This is a genomic window from Fertoeibacter niger (assembly GCF_009380135.2).
In the GTDB taxonomy this organism is placed as follows: Bacteria; Pseudomonadota; Alphaproteobacteria; order Rhodobacterales; family Rhodobacteraceae; genus Fertoeibacter; species Fertoeibacter niger.
This window is the reverse complement of the sequence record NZ_WHUT02000005.1, coordinates 122396-134658: the sequence shown is the minus strand read 5'-3', so window position 1 is coordinate 134658 and position 12263 is coordinate 122396. Positions and strand designations below refer to the sequence as shown.

The 12263-nt window shown below is 66.6% G+C and carries 16 protein-coding genes; 7 read left to right on the top strand and 9 right to left on the bottom strand.

Annotated elements, in window-relative coordinates; all coding sequences use genetic code 11:
* Positions 1-3: 3 nt before the first annotated feature.
* Positions 4-591: a molybdenum cofactor guanylyltransferase MobA gene (gene mobA, locus GEU84_RS10160; RefSeq protein WP_152826066.1), complete on the bottom strand. Its 588-nt coding sequence runs from the start codon at positions 589-591 to the stop codon at positions 4-6.
* A gap of 166 nt (positions 592-757) precedes the next feature.
* Between mobA and GEU84_RS10155 the strand changes: the two genes are divergently transcribed.
* Together GEU84_RS10155 and GEU84_RS10150 are read left to right on the top strand one after the other, a co-directional pair.
* On the top strand, positions 758-1465 hold the full coding sequence (locus GEU84_RS10155) for an AzlC family ABC transporter permease (protein WP_152826064.1): 708 nt from the start codon (positions 758-760) through the stop codon (positions 1463-1465).
* Positions 1462-1788, top strand: coding sequence for an AzlD domain-containing protein (locus GEU84_RS10150; RefSeq protein ID WP_152826062.1), 327 nt, complete (start codon positions 1462-1464; stop codon positions 1786-1788). Before GEU84_RS10155 ends, GEU84_RS10150 begins: the two co-directional genes overlap by 4 nt.
* 5 nt (positions 1789-1793) lie before the next feature.
* Here the strand turns inward: GEU84_RS10150 and GEU84_RS10145 are convergent, their stop codons facing one another.
* From GEU84_RS10145 to GEU84_RS10125, 5 genes are all read right to left on the bottom strand, one after another.
* Positions 1794-2408, bottom strand: a complete 615-nt coding sequence (locus GEU84_RS10145; protein WP_152826061.1) for a hypothetical protein — start codon at positions 2406-2408, stop codon at positions 1794-1796.
* A gap of 27 nt (positions 2409-2435) precedes the next feature.
* Positions 2436-2591: an aa3-type cytochrome c oxidase subunit IV gene (locus GEU84_RS10140; protein ID WP_152826058.1), complete on the bottom strand. Its 156-nt coding sequence runs from the start codon at positions 2589-2591 to the stop codon at positions 2436-2438.
* Positions 2592-2679: 88 nt separating this feature from the next.
* Complete coding sequence (locus GEU84_RS10135) at positions 2680-3174, bottom strand: DUF6173 family protein (RefSeq protein ID WP_152826055.1); 495 nt, start codon at positions 3172-3174, stop codon at positions 2680-2682.
* An 11-nt stretch (positions 3175-3185) separates the two neighbouring features.
* Positions 3186-4217, bottom strand: a complete 1032-nt coding sequence (locus tag GEU84_RS10130) for an MBL fold metallo-hydrolase (protein WP_338144777.1) — start codon at positions 4215-4217, stop codon at positions 3186-3188.
* A complete protein-coding gene (locus GEU84_RS10125) occupies positions 4214-5914 on the bottom strand; it encodes an acyl-CoA dehydrogenase (protein WP_152826053.1) in 1701 nt (566 codons plus the stop codon). Before GEU84_RS10125 ends, GEU84_RS10130 begins: the two co-directional genes overlap by 4 nt.
* Before the next feature lie 129 nt (positions 5915-6043).
* Between GEU84_RS10125 and GEU84_RS10120 the strand changes: the two genes are divergently transcribed.
* Positions 6044-6991, top strand: a complete 948-nt coding sequence (locus GEU84_RS10120) for an L-threonylcarbamoyladenylate synthase (protein ID WP_152826051.1) — start codon at positions 6044-6046, stop codon at positions 6989-6991.
* Between the two features lie 138 nt (positions 6992-7129).
* Here GEU84_RS10120 and GEU84_RS10115 read toward each other — a convergent pair whose 3' ends face one another.
* Complete coding sequence (locus GEU84_RS10115; RefSeq protein ID WP_152826049.1) at positions 7130-7825, bottom strand: glutathione S-transferase N-terminal domain-containing protein; 696 nt, start codon at positions 7823-7825, stop codon at positions 7130-7132.
* Positions 7826-7970: 145 nt separating this feature from the next.
* Here GEU84_RS10115 and mscL point away from each other — a divergent pair, with 145 nt between their 5' ends.
* Together mscL and GEU84_RS10105 are read left to right on the top strand one after the other, a co-directional pair.
* Entirely contained in the window at positions 7971-8408 is a 438-nt protein-coding gene (mscL, locus tag GEU84_RS10110) for a large conductance mechanosensitive channel protein MscL (RefSeq protein ID WP_152826047.1), read from the top strand.
* 124 nt (positions 8409-8532) lie between these two features.
* Positions 8533-9366, top strand: coding sequence for an N-acetylmuramidase domain-containing protein (locus GEU84_RS10105; protein ID WP_152826045.1), 834 nt, complete (start codon positions 8533-8535; stop codon positions 9364-9366).
* A gap of 16 nt (positions 9367-9382) precedes the next feature.
* Here GEU84_RS10105 and ald read toward each other — a convergent pair whose 3' ends face one another.
* Positions 9383-10501, bottom strand: coding sequence for an alanine dehydrogenase (gene ald, locus GEU84_RS10100; RefSeq protein ID WP_152826043.1), 1119 nt, complete (start codon positions 10499-10501; stop codon positions 9383-9385).
* Between the two features lie 138 nt (positions 10502-10639).
* On the opposite strand from ald, the gene GEU84_RS10095 reads away from it, so the two are divergent.
* Complete coding sequence (locus tag GEU84_RS10095; RefSeq protein ID WP_152826041.1) at positions 10640-11098, top strand: Lrp/AsnC family transcriptional regulator; 459 nt, start codon at positions 10640-10642, stop codon at positions 11096-11098.
* A gap of 143 nt (positions 11099-11241) precedes the next feature.
* Here GEU84_RS10095 and rpsU read toward each other — a convergent pair whose 3' ends face one another.
* Entirely contained in the window at positions 11242-11448 is a 207-nt protein-coding gene (gene rpsU / locus GEU84_RS10090) for a 30S ribosomal protein S21 (RefSeq protein WP_107325789.1), read from the bottom strand.
* A gap of 121 nt (positions 11449-11569) precedes the next feature.
* Between rpsU and GEU84_RS10085 the strand changes: the two genes are divergently transcribed.
* The gene (locus tag GEU84_RS10085; RefSeq protein WP_152826039.1) at positions 11570-12256 is read left to right on the top strand and encodes a COQ9 family protein; all 687 of its coding nucleotides are present in this window, start codon (positions 11570-11572) and stop codon (positions 12254-12256) included.
* Positions 12257-12263 lie beyond the last annotated feature (7 nt).

Here is a 12263-nt window from a genome sequence, read left to right as displayed (position 1 = left end):
GGCTCAGCCCGCCTGCCCGGCGGCGGCCAGATCGGCGGGGGTGTTGATGTTCATAAACGCCGCCGCATCGGGAAACCGGGCAAGGACGGGCTGGTGCCGCGCGGCAAAACCCATCATCCGCCCCTCGCCCCCCGCCAGCCAGCCGCGCAGGTCGTCGCGCAGGCCCACCGGCCACAGCGCGCAGGTCGGGTGCGCGCGGTCCGCCGTTTCGGCTAGCGCCAGCCCCGAAGGTGCGCTTTCGGCCGCAAGGCACAGCCGGGCCACCAGATCGCAGGGGAAATGCGGCGTGTCCACCGCCACCGTGGCCAGCGCCGTGGCACCAAGGCCCGCCGCCCAGTCCAGCCCCGCCAGCACACCGGCCAGCGGCCCCTGCGCCGCAGCGGCGGGTGCATCGGCCAGCACCGGCAGCCCGGTAAAGCCGAACCGCCCCGCATCGCCATTGGCACTGATCGCCAGCTGTTCCACCTGCGGCCCCAGCCGTTCGGCGCAAAGCGTCACCAGTGGCGCATCGCCCAGCCGCAGCAGCGCCTTGTCGGCCCCGCCCATGCGCCGCGCACCGCCGCCTGCCAGTATCAGCCCGAAAATCCGCATGCCCGCACCGCCCCGATTGCACCCCGGGCGGCAAAACCCCGGCCCGCCAATAGAATTTCCGCCGCCACGCGCGATTCCTGTGGATAACCGGATTCCCCTTTGCCCTGTCCCGCTCTAATCCTATCACCGCGACCCGTAAAGCCCGCCCTCCCCAAGGAGACGCCGCATGTCCCCCCGCCGCACCGCCGCCCTGCGCGGTTTCCGCGCCTCTGCCCCCTTTGCCATCGTCATGCTGCCTTTCGGCATCCTGTTCGGCGTCATTGCCACCGAATCCGGGCTGACCCTGCCGCAGACCATCGGCTTTTCGGTGCTGGTCGTGGCGGGAGCCGCGCAATTCGCCGCCGTGCAGATGATGGCCGACAACGCGCCGGTGCTGGTCATCATCGCCACGGCGCTGGCGGTGAACCTGCGCATGGCGATGTATTCGGCGGCGCTGACGCCGCATCTGGGCACGGCCCCCGGCTGGCTGCGCGCCACCATCGCCTATGTGCTGACCGACCAGACCTTTGCCGTGGCGGCGGTGGACTATGACCGCCGCCCGGCGCAACGCCCCGGCGAAAAGGCCGCGTTTTTCTTCGGCTCTGTCCTGCCGGTGTGCCCTGTGTGGTATCTGAGCACGGCGCTGGGCGCGCAACTTGGCACCGCCATTCCCCCGGCGCTGTCGATTGATTTCGCCGTGCCGCTGACCTTCATCGCCATCGTGGCGCCGCTGCTGCGCTCGCCTGCGCATATCGCGGCGGCGGTTGTGTCTGTCGCGCTGGCGCTGGGGTTGGCCGGTCTGCCTTACAACACTGGGCTTTTGCTGGCGGCGGCGGGGGCCATGGCCACCGGCGCGCTGACCGAAATCTGGCTGGAGCGGGGGGTGCGGGCATGACCGACCCGCTGATGATCTGGGCCACCATCGCGGCCATCGGCCTTGGCACGTTCCTGCTGCGGTTCTCGTTTCTGGGGCTGATCGGCGGGCGTGCGCTGCCGCCCTGGGCGCTGCGCCTGCTGCGCTACACGTCAGTGGCGGTGATGCCGGGGCTGGTGGCCCCGCTGGTGCTGTGGCCTGCCGCGACCGGCGGCACCACAGACCCCGCACGGATGGCAGCGGCATTGGCCACGCTGCTGATCGGCGTCACCACCCGCAATATGCTGGGCGCGATTTTCGGCGGGGCGGTGGTGCTTTACGCGGTGCAGTTCGCGCTGGGCTGAAGCGGCTATTCCAGCCGCGGATCGCCCGCCTGCACCAGCAGCACGCCATGGTTTTCATCGGCATCGTCATCGGTGATGGTGCGGGTGGTCACACCGGGAACCCGGGAGAAATCCGCCATCAGCATCTTCGGATACCAGGTGGAACCGATGGATTCGAACCCCGGCACCCCGGCCAATATCGCCGAGATCGAGCGCGAGCATTGCGCCTTGGGCACCGCGCCATAGGCCATGGCCCGCTGCGCCACCAATGCGGCCACCTGCGGCGACACCAGCACGGTCTGCTCTTGCACGTCAAACGTCTCACGCGCGTGATAGTCGATGTAGAACGTGACCATCTTCGGCGTCATGCCGAAATGCACGTCGTTGCGTTCGGGCAAGGCCGGGTGCTGCCACGAACCCGCCGGGTCGAACATGATCCGCTGCGCGCCGTTGATCAGCAGCCCCGAATGTGCGCCGGCCCCGCTGCGCGCGTTGGTCACGGTGAACAGGGTGATCGCGGCGGGGCCGTCGTGCACATAGGCGGCGCGGGCCACATCGGCATCGCTGGCCCATTTGGGTTCGGCACCGCCACAGGCGGCCAGCGCAAAAAGCGCAACAAGACAGAGGATCAGGTTACGCATGTCAGCCCTTCGGGTTCCGGTCAGAGGTCAGGAATTCACAAGCGCCATGAAGATCAGGACACCGATGGAAATCCCTGCGCCCCAGGTGCTCAGGCGGATGAAGCCCGCAAAGGTCTTTTCCTGCACGCTGGTATCCATGCTGCCATGAACGTGTTCGGCGTGATCTTTGCCATGGTCGGCCATAGACTGCATCCTTTCTGCAAAACGGTTGCTGCCCCTCTAGCCGATTCATGCCGCGCTGTCACGGGGTTGGCGTGGGGGCGGCCAAGTGTCACGCTGGTTGTGGCGCGGGTGCCTGAGGCGCGGGCTCCCCGCCCAGATCGGCCGCCAGCCGAAACCCGATGCGGCGCGGCGCGTCATCCGTCACAGCCTTGGGCACGGCGCGCAGGATCACGTTCAGTTGCGTCACATGCTGGATAAGCTGGGTTTTCACGCCGGACTCGTCACGCCCGTAGAATGTCACCAGATCGGGGTCGAAATAGCCGATCCCCTCGATGCGCAGCACGCCCGCCGCGCTGCCGGTAAAGCCCATCGCCACCTCTTGCGTGGCGTCAAGCTGTTCCTCGAAGCTGCGGATATACAGGATCAGGCGTTCATAGGCCCATTCCGCAGGCCCCTTCTGCGCCACCGGCTTTTTCGCCACAGCCGCCGGCAAGGCCTGCTGTTCGGGTGACGCCGGGGTGCCCGGGTCCAGATGCACCGCGCGGGCGCAGGGCAGGGCAGATGCCTCCTGCGCCTCGGCCACTGTCATTATCGGCCGTTCCATGCCGCCCCCTTTCAGCGCCGCTGCCACAGCCATGCGCCATCGGCCCCCATCGTCCGGTCAACCGCGCCGCCGTGCAACAGGTGGTTAAGATGCGCCACCGCCTCGACCAGCGCCAGACCATAGGCATCGCCGGTGATCTCGCGCCGGAACAGCGGCGTGAAACATTCCGCCGCGCGGCGGGGCGTGGCCAGATGGTCCAGCAGCCGGGCCAGCGCGCCCTCGTGATTCTCGATCATCTGCACCAGCCGCAGCGGCAACCCGGTGAAGGGCAGCTTATGCCCCGGCAGGATCAACTGCCCATCCGCAGCACAGCTCTGGAAACGGCGGCAGGACGCCAGCCATTCGCCCAGGGGGTCGGCCCCCGGTTCGGTCGGATAGACCCCGATATTGGCAGAGATCGAGGGCAGCAACTGGTCGCCCCCCAACACCAGATCGTCATCCATGCTCCACAGCGTCGCATGTTCGGGCGCGTGGCCATCGCCGCACCGCACCAGCCAGCGCCGCCCGCCCAGCGTCAGCACGTCACCCTCGGCGATGCGGGTGAACCCCAGCGGCAACGAGGCCACCATATCGGCAAAGTTGAACGGGCGCTCCGCCGCGCGTTTGGCCAGAATCGCGGCATCCATCCCCGCGCTGCGCCAGAAGGCCAAAGATTCCGGCACCGGCAGCGCCTGTTCGTCCAGCACCAGCATCCGGGCATAGAGCCAGGCCGTGCGCGTGGTGATCAGTTCCGCCCCCCGTTCCTGAAACCAGCCCGCAAGCCCGATATGGTCAGGGTGGTGATGCGTCACCAGCACGCGCCGCACCGGGCGGCCTGCCAGTGGCCCGGCCAGCAGCCCCTCCCAGATCGCGCGGCTGCGCTTGCTGGCAAAGCCGGTGTCGATCACCGTCCAGCCATCGCCATCATCCAGCGCGAATATGTTCACATGATCCAGCGCCATGGGCAGCGGCAGGCGCAGCCACAGCACCCCCTCGGCCACCTCCACCGCCTGCCCCTCGGCGGGCGGGGTGGCAAAGGGCGTGCGGATCGCAGGCGCGTTCACGCCGCCAGATCTTCCGCCGTCAGGTCATAAAGCCCCGCCGCCCCTTCGCGCAACTGCACCAGCAGGGCCGCATGTTCCGGCAGCAACCGTTTGATGGCGATCCGCGCCAGCTTGGCCCGCCCTTCATCCGCCAGCGCGGCGGTCAGGTGCATATGCGCGCCCAGCACCCGCGCAAAGGCCCGCAGATAGGGCACGGCCCCGGCAAAGCGGTCGTTCATGTCCTGCGCCACCAGCCACTCGGTCGCCTCGCGCAATGATTCTGCTGCGTTCCACACCGCCGTGGCCATGTTGGGGAAGCGCCCGCGCGCCGACTCGGCCTGCGCCTGCACTTCTTCCATCAGGCGGAACGCGGCCTCGCCGCCATCCATCATCTTGCGGCCCACCAGATCCATCGCCTGAATGCCGTTGGTGCCCTCGTAGATCGCCGTCACCCGCACGTCGCGCAGATATTGCGCCGCCCCGGTTTCCTCGATGAACCCCATGCCGCCATGCACCTGCACGCCCATGCTGGCCACCTCGATGCCCATCTCGGTGCCGTAAGCCTTGGCAATCGGCGTCAGCAGCGCCGCGCGCGCCTGCCATTCGGCGCTGCCCGTGGCGCGGGCCATGTCGATGGCCACCGCACAGGCCAGCGCGATGGCACGGGCCGAAAACACCTCGGCCTTCATCACCCCCAGCATGCGGCGCACATCGGCATGGTCGATGATCGTGCCGTTGCCACCGGGCGTGGCCCCCTGCCGCCGTTCCATCGCATAGGCCAGCGCATGCTGATAGGCGCCCTCGGCCACGCCGATGCCCTGCACCCCCACGCCCAGCCGCGCGTTGTTCATCATGGTGAACATCGCGGCCATACCCCGGTGCGGTTCGCCCACCAGCCAGCCCACCGCGCCGTCATACTGCATCACGGCGGTGGGGCTGCCATGCAGGCCCAGCTTGTGCTCAAGGCTGACCACGTTCAGGCTGTTGCGCCGCCCCGGGTTGCCATCGGCATCGGGCAGGAATTTCGGCACCATGAACAGGCTGATGCCCTTGGTGCCCGCCGCCCCGTCCGGCAGCCGCGCCAGCACCAGATGGCACACATTGGCGCTGAAATCATTGTCGGCCCAGCTGATGTAGATCTTCTGCCCCGTCACCGCATAGGTGCCGTCGCCCAAATCCTCGGCCCGAGTGCGCAAGGCCCCCACATCGCTGCCCGCCTGCGGTTCGGTCAGGTTCATCGTGCCGCACCATTCGCCCGAGATCAGCCGCGGGATATACAGCGCCTTCAGCGCATCCGAGGCGTGATGGTCCAACGCCTCGATCTGGCCCTGCGTCATCAAGGGGTTCAGTTGCAGCGCAAGGCAGGCCGAGGCCATCATGTCATTCACCGCCGTCGTCACCGCCATCGGCAGGCCCATGCCGCCGTGTTCCGCCGGGGCCGCCATGCCGATCCAGCCGCCATCGGCAATCGCGCGGTAGCCGTCGGCAAAACCGGGCGAGGTGCGCACCACCCCGTTTTCCAGCCGCGCCGGGTGCTTGTCGCCATTGCGCTGCAAGGGGGACAGCACGTTTTCGCTCAGCTTCGCCGCCTCGGTCAGTATCGCCTCGACCGTTTCGGGCGTGGCCTCGGCGAACATGTCGGTCGCGGTGACCTGCGCCAACCCGACCACGTGGTCGAACAGAAACCGGAAATCGGCAAGCGGGGCGCGGTAAGGCATCGGTTCTCTCCCTTCGGGCCGCGGCGGTCGGCTGGCATGCGACCTTGGCAAAGACCCGGCACAGACGTATGTGGCACAAAGCCTAGCCTAAGAACCTCTCTCATCAAGATCAACGCTGCGTCACGCCACATGACCACGACCTTAGCCCTGCCCGCCACGCCCGAAGGCATCGCCCGCGCCGCCGCCCTGCTGCGGGATGGCGCGCTGGTGGCCTTTCCGACCGAGACGGTTTACGGCCTTGGCGGCGATGCGAGGTCTGACATGGCCGTGGCGCGGATTTTCGATGCCAAGGGCCGGCCCCGCTTCAACCCGCTGATCGTGCATCTGCCCGATCTGGCCGCCGCGCGCAGCCTTGCCGTGTTCGACGCGCGGGCCGAGGCGCTGGCCGCCGCCTTCTGGCCCGGCCCGCTGACACTGGTGCTGCCCCTGCGCGCCGATGCGGGCCTGTCGCCCTTGGTGACGGCGGGGCTGGATACGGTGGCGCTGCGCGTGCCCGCGCATCCCGTGGCGCGCGACCTGCTGCGCGCCTTCGGCGGGCCGCTGGCGGCCCCGTCCGCCAACCCGTCGGGCCGCATCAGCCCCACCCGCGCCGGGCATGTGACGGACGGTCTGGCCGGGCGGATTGCGGCGGTGCTGGATGGCGGGCCCTGCGCGGTGGGGGTGGAATCAACCATTCTGGGTCTGGCGGGCGAGGCCCGCCTGCTGCGCCCCGGCGGCCTGCCTGCCGAGGCGCTGGAGGCGGCCCTTGGCGGCCCGCTGGCCACAGGTGGCGATGCCGCCAAACCCTCGGCACCCGGGCAGCTTGCCTCGCATTACGCGCCGCGCGCGCCGGTCCGCCTGCAGGCAGGCGCAGCCGGGCCGGGTGAGGTCTGGCTGGGTTTCGGGCCCGGCCCCACGGGCCTGAACCTGTCACCCGCCGGTGATCTGGTCGAGGCGGCAGCGAACCTGTTCCATCTGCTGCGTGCGGCGGATGAACTTGCGGGGGATGGTGGCATCGCCGTGGCCCCGGTGCCCGAGACTGGCCTTGGCCGTGCCATCAACGACCGGCTGCGCCGCGCGGCAGCTCCCCGGCCGTGACGCGCGTTGCAGGCGGCGGAGGCCTCCGGCGGGGATATTTAGAGACAGAAAATGCCGGAAATCCGTTGTTCGGGGCCTAGGCCGGGGGGTGCCGATCCATACCCCCGGCCCGTGCATGCGTTGTGCATGCGTCGTGCATCAGTCGCGTGGCGGCTGCACCAGCCCGCGCTGCACGGCGGGGCGCGCCAGAAAACGGTCAAGATAGCCCGTCACATTGGCCAGCGCGTCCAGCCCGGTGATGTCGCCCGCCTTGTAGAAACCGCGCAATGTGTTCAGCCAGGGGCCGATGGCAATGTCGGCGATCGAATAGTCGCCCGCGATCCAGTCACGCCCCGTCAGCGCCTTGTCCAGCACCTTCAGGATGCGTTCCACCTCGGCACGGTAACGTTCCTTGGGGCGCGGATCCTCGATCTCCTTCCCGGCAAAGGTGTGGAAGAACCCCAGTTGCCCGAACATCGGCCCCACGCCGCCCATCTGGAACATCAGCCATTGCAGCACCTCGTAGCGGTTGGCATCGGGCAGCAATTGCCCTGACTTTTCCGCCAGATAGATCAGCATCGCCCCCGATTCGAACAGCGCCAGCGGTGCCCCGCCCGGCCCCTGCGGATCAATCATCGCCGGGATCTTGTTGTTGGGGTTCAGGCTCAGGAATTCCGGGCTCATCTGGTCATTGGTTGCAAAGCTGACCAGATGCGCGTCATAGGCCAGCCCCATTTCCTCCAGCGCGATGGACACTTTCACCCCGTTCGGCGTGGGCAGCGAATAGAGCTGGATCGCGCCGGGGTTGCGCGGGGCCCAGCGGGCGGTGATCGGAAAATCGGCGAGCGTGGTCATCGGCAGCTCCTGTTGACGCTTTGCAGCACATAAGCACAAATTCCCCATGAAAACGCGTCATCATCTGTGACATAGTAAAGGTGTTAATGTGCGCAGATGCAGCAACCCGCAGGCGAAACCGCCGCGGTGACAGAGGGACCAGACTATGCTGAACGAATTCAAAGCCTTCATTGCCAAGGGAAACGTGGTTGACCTTGCGGTCGGTATCATCATCGGGGCGGCTTTTACCGCCATCGTGAACTCGCTGGTGGCCGATCTTATCAACCCGATCATCGGGCTGATCACCGGCGGGGTCGATTTCTCGAACCTGTTCGTCAATCTGGGCGAGGGCGAGTTTGCCAGCCTTGCCGCCGCGAAAGAGGCGGGGGCGCCGGTCTTTGCCTATGGCGCCTTCATCACCGCCTGCATCAATTTCCTGATCATCGCCTGGGTGGTGTTCCTGCTGGTCAAGGCGGTGAACCGGATGAAAGCCTCGGTCGTGCGTAAGGAAAAGGCCGAAGAGGCCGTGGCGGCCGCAACCGCAGGCCCGACGCAGGAAGAACTGCTGGCGCAGATCCGCGATCTGCTGGCCGCGCGGGCCTGACCCCGCAACCACGCAGACGCAGTGTCGGGGTCGTGACACACGACCCCGGCTCCGGCTTTACCGAATGACAGAATCATGCTATTTTTAGCTGTATTTTAAAACTTTCATTCAACCGGGGCGGATCATGGCCTTTGATCAGGACGTTATTGACGAAATCACCACCATTGCCGAAGCAAACGATATCGAGGTGGCCGCGCTGCTGGCGGTGGCCGAGGTGGAAAGCGGCGGATCAGCCTTCACGGACATCGGCGGCAAGAAGATGCCGCTGATCCTTTATGAATACCATGTCTTCTACCGCTGGGACGGGCTGACCAGCGCCGAGCGCGCCGAGGCGGTGAAGCAGGGGCTGGCCAGCAAATCCTGGGGTGCGATTCCCTATCCCAACACGCAGACCGCGCGCTACAAACTGCTGGAACGCGCTGCGGGGATCAATGAACAGGCGGCCTATGCGGCCTGCTCCTGGGGCGTGGGGCAGGTGCTGGGCGAGAATGGCGAGTGGCTGGGCTATGGCACGCCCAAGGCCATGGCGGAACGCACGATGCAGGGTGTGACCGGGCAGGTGGAAGTGATGCTGGCCTTCATCACCAAGCGCGGGCTGCGCGACGAACTCAACGCCCGCGACTGGCCTGCCTTTGCCCGCATTTACAACGGTCCGGCGAATGTCGCGGATTATGCGCCGAAAATGGCCAGGGCCTACAAGAAATTCGCGGGCGGTGCGGCGGCGCCCGCCGAGACGAACCCGGTGGAGCTGCGTGTGGGCGCACGGGGCGAGCCGGTGGCCCGGTTGCAGCGCCTGTTGCGCGGTCTGGGCTACAGCCTGATGGTGGACGGCGATTTCGGCCCGGCCACAAAACGGCAGGTATCCCTGTTTCAGGCCGATCACGGCCTGCCGGCCACCGGTGTCGCCACGGCGCAGACCATTGGCCGGCTGGAGGTTTTGTCGGCAGATCCGCATTGACGGGCCCGCAGTTGCGTCAGCGTTGCAGCGCCAGTTTCGGGGCCAGCACGTCGATGCCCAGGGCCTTGCCCACCGCATCATAGGTCAGGTGGCCGGCATGGGTGTTCAGACCCGCCAGCAGGTGCGGGTCATCGGCACAGGCCTGTTTCCAGCCCTTGTCGGCCAGTGCCAGCAGGAAGGGCAGGGTGGCATTGCCCAGTGCCAGGGTCGAGGTGCGGGCCACCGCACCCGGCATGTTGGCCACGCAGTAATGCATGATGCCGTCCACCGCATAGATCGGATCCTGATGTGTTGTGGCACGGCTGGTCTCGAAACAGCCGCCCTGGTCGATCGCCACATCGACAATGGCCGCGCCGGGCTTCATCGTGGCCAGTTGCGCGCGGCTGACCAGTTTCGGGGCGGCTGCCCCCGGGATCAGCACCGCCCCGATCACCAGATCAGCCTCGGCCACCAGTTCGGCCGTATTGCCCGCGCTGGCATAGACCGATTTGAAATCGCGGCCGAACACATCATCCAGATAGCGCAGCCGGGGCAAGGACCGGTCAAGCACCGTCACATCGGCCCCCATGCCTGCCGCGATCTTGCCTGCATGGGTGCCCACCACCCCGCCGCCGATCACCACCACGCGCGCAGGCCCCACGCCCGGCACGCCGCCCAGCAATACGCCGCGCCCGCCATTGGCCTTTTGCAGCGTCCAGGCCCCCACCTGCGGGGCCAGCCGGCCCGCCACCTCGGACATGGGCGCCAGCAGCGGCAGGCCGCCCCGGTCATCGGTCACGGTTTCATAGGCAATCGCGGTGACTCCGCTGGCCAGCAAGTCGCGGGTCTGGTCGGGGTCGGGGGCCAGATGCAGATAGGTGAACAGCACTTGGCCTTCGCGCAGTCTGGCACGCTCCACCGCCTGAGGCTCCTTCACCTTCACGATCATGTCGGCGCTGGCGAACAGCTCTTCCGCCGTGCCGATGATCTGCGCCCCCGCGGCGATGTAATCGGCATCGGTGAAACCGGAGCCTGTGCCCGCCCCCGTCTCCACCAGCACCGTATGCCCATGCGCCACCGCCTCGCGAGCGGCATGCGGCGTCAGGCCCACGCGGAATTCCTGCGGCTTGATCTCTTTCGGGCAACCGATTTTCATGATGTCCTCCCAGACGTTGTGGCCTTCAGTGTGCCGCAGTTTGGCTGGTGGAGTTTTGATTTCTGGGGTGGCGCGGCGTGGGTGCTGTGGTAGCTTCTTCACCTGAACCCCGATCCTGCGAAAGAAACCACCGCAACCATGGACCTTGACGCGACAGACCGCCGCATACTGACCGTTCTGCAAAAGGAAGGCCGCATCACCAATCAGGAACTGTCGGAACGGGTGAACCTGTCACCCTCGGCCTGCCACCGCCGCGTGCAACGGCTGGAGGAAGAGGGCTTCATCGCTGGCTATGTCGCCCTGCTGAACGCCCGCCGTCTGGGGCGGCCCACCACGGTTTTCGTGGAAATCACACTGTCCGGCCAGGCCGATGAGGTGCTGGAGGCCTTTGAACGCGAGGTCGCCCGGGTGCCCGACATTCTGGAATGTCACCTGATGGCGGGCACGGCGGATTACCTGCTGAAGGTTGTCGCGCAGGACACCGAGGATTTCGCCCGCATCCACCGGCAATATCTGGCCCGCCTGCCCGGTGTGGCGCAGATGCATTCCAGCTTCGCGCTGCGCACGGTGTTCAAGACCACGGCGGTGCCGGTTTAGGCGCAAAATTTTCGCAGAAAATTTGTCATGCGATCAGGACGAATTTTCTGCGAAAATTCTGGCTGTCAAAGAAAAACCCCCGACACTCGCGTGCGGGGGCCCTTCGGATGGCAGGTTTCCCTGCCACAGCTTACGCAAACGTCTTAGAGACCGCCTTCGCGTTGGGCCTTCTTGCGCGCGAGCTTGCGCGCACGGCGCACGGCTTCGGCTTGCTCACGGGCGCGCTTGACGGAGGGTTTCTCGAAATGCTGCTTGAGCTTCATTTCGCGGAACACGCCTTCGCGCTGGAGCTTTTTCTTGAGGGCCCGAAGGGCTTGCTCGACGTTGTTGTCGCGGACGCTGACCTGCATGTGGTTGTCACCACCTTCCTAGGTTAAAGTTGCACGATTGTGCAGGCTGGCGGCCTATATCAAACTGTCACAGGCTTGTCCACCATGGCATCCTGAGCCCCCGTGATGAAAGGTGACTGCAATGGAAGCGGATATGACGATGGAACGGGCGAAAGACGCGATTCTGGACGCGGCACTGCCGCATGTGCCGTTTGACGGCTGGTCTGCAGCCACCCTGCGCGCGGCGGTCAGTGATTCGGGCGTGGCACCGGCGCTGGCGCAGGCGCTTTACCCGCGTGGGGCGGTGGATCTGGCGCTGGCCTATCACGCGCGCGGCGATGCCCTGATGACGGCGCATGCCGCCACGGCCGATCTGGCCGCGCTGCGCTATTCCGAACGGGTGGCGGCGCTGATCCGCTTCCGGCTGGAGGCGGCTGAAAAAGAGGCTGTGCGCCGCGGCACCACCCTGTTCGCCCTGCCGCATCACGCGCCCGACGGTGCCCGTGCCATCTGGGGCACCGCCGATGCCATCTGGCAGGCGCTGGGCGACACCTCGGCCGACATCAACTGGTATACCAAACGCGCCACCTTGTCGGGCGTCTATGCCGCCACCGTGCTTTACTGGCTGGGCGATGACAGCCCCGGCCATCACGCCACATGGGATTTTCTTGACCGCCGCATCGCCGATGTGATGCAGATCGAAAAGATGAAGGCATCGCTGCGCGACAATGCCATGGTCAAGGCGGTGATGGACGGGCCGCTGAACCTGTTCGCCAAGGTGAAGATGCCGACCATGCCCGATGACCTGCCCGGCATGTTCCGCAAATAAGTGAGCG

Excerpts from the sequence above, each read along its gene's own strand:
- mobA (WP_152826066.1), bottom strand. The coding sequence starts at position 591 with ATGCGGATTTTCGGGCTGATACTGGCAGGCGGCGGTGCGCGGCGCATG.
- GEU84_RS10155 (WP_152826064.1), top strand. The coding sequence starts at position 758 with ATGTCCCCCCGCCGCACCGCCGCCCTGCGCGGTTTCCGCGCCTCTGCC.
- GEU84_RS10150 (WP_152826062.1), top strand. The coding sequence starts at position 1,462 with ATGACCGACCCGCTGATGATCTGGGCCACCATCGCGGCCATCGGCCTT.
- GEU84_RS10145 (WP_152826061.1), bottom strand. The coding sequence starts at position 2,408 with ATGCGTAACCTGATCCTCTGTCTTGTTGCGCTTTTTGCGCTGGCCGCC.
- GEU84_RS10140 (WP_152826058.1), bottom strand. The coding sequence starts at position 2,591 with ATGGCCGACCATGGCAAAGATCACGCCGAACACGTTCATGGCAGCATG.
- GEU84_RS10135 (WP_152826055.1), bottom strand. The coding sequence starts at position 3,174 with ATGGAACGGCCGATAATGACAGTGGCCGAGGCGCAGGAGGCATCTGCC.
- GEU84_RS10125 (WP_152826053.1), bottom strand. The coding sequence starts at position 5,914 with ATGCCTTACCGCGCCCCGCTTGCCGATTTCCGGTTTCTGTTCGACCAC.
- GEU84_RS10120 (WP_152826051.1), top strand. The coding sequence starts at position 6,044 with ATGACCACGACCTTAGCCCTGCCCGCCACGCCCGAAGGCATCGCCCGC.
- GEU84_RS10115 (WP_152826049.1), bottom strand. The coding sequence starts at position 7,825 with ATGACCACGCTCGCCGATTTTCCGATCACCGCCCGCTGGGCCCCGCGC.
- mscL (WP_152826047.1), top strand. The coding sequence starts at position 7,971 with ATGCTGAACGAATTCAAAGCCTTCATTGCCAAGGGAAACGTGGTTGAC.
- GEU84_RS10105 (WP_152826045.1), top strand. The coding sequence starts at position 8,533 with ATGGCCTTTGATCAGGACGTTATTGACGAAATCACCACCATTGCCGAA.
- ald (WP_152826043.1), bottom strand. The coding sequence starts at position 10,501 with ATGAAAATCGGTTGCCCGAAAGAGATCAAGCCGCAGGAATTCCGCGTG.
- GEU84_RS10095 (WP_152826041.1), top strand. The coding sequence starts at position 10,640 with ATGGACCTTGACGCGACAGACCGCCGCATACTGACCGTTCTGCAAAAG.
- rpsU (WP_107325789.1), bottom strand. The coding sequence starts at position 11,448 with ATGCAGGTCAGCGTCCGCGACAACAACGTCGAGCAAGCCCTTCGGGCC.
- GEU84_RS10085 (WP_152826039.1), top strand. The coding sequence starts at position 11,570 with ATGGAAGCGGATATGACGATGGAACGGGCGAAAGACGCGATTCTGGAC.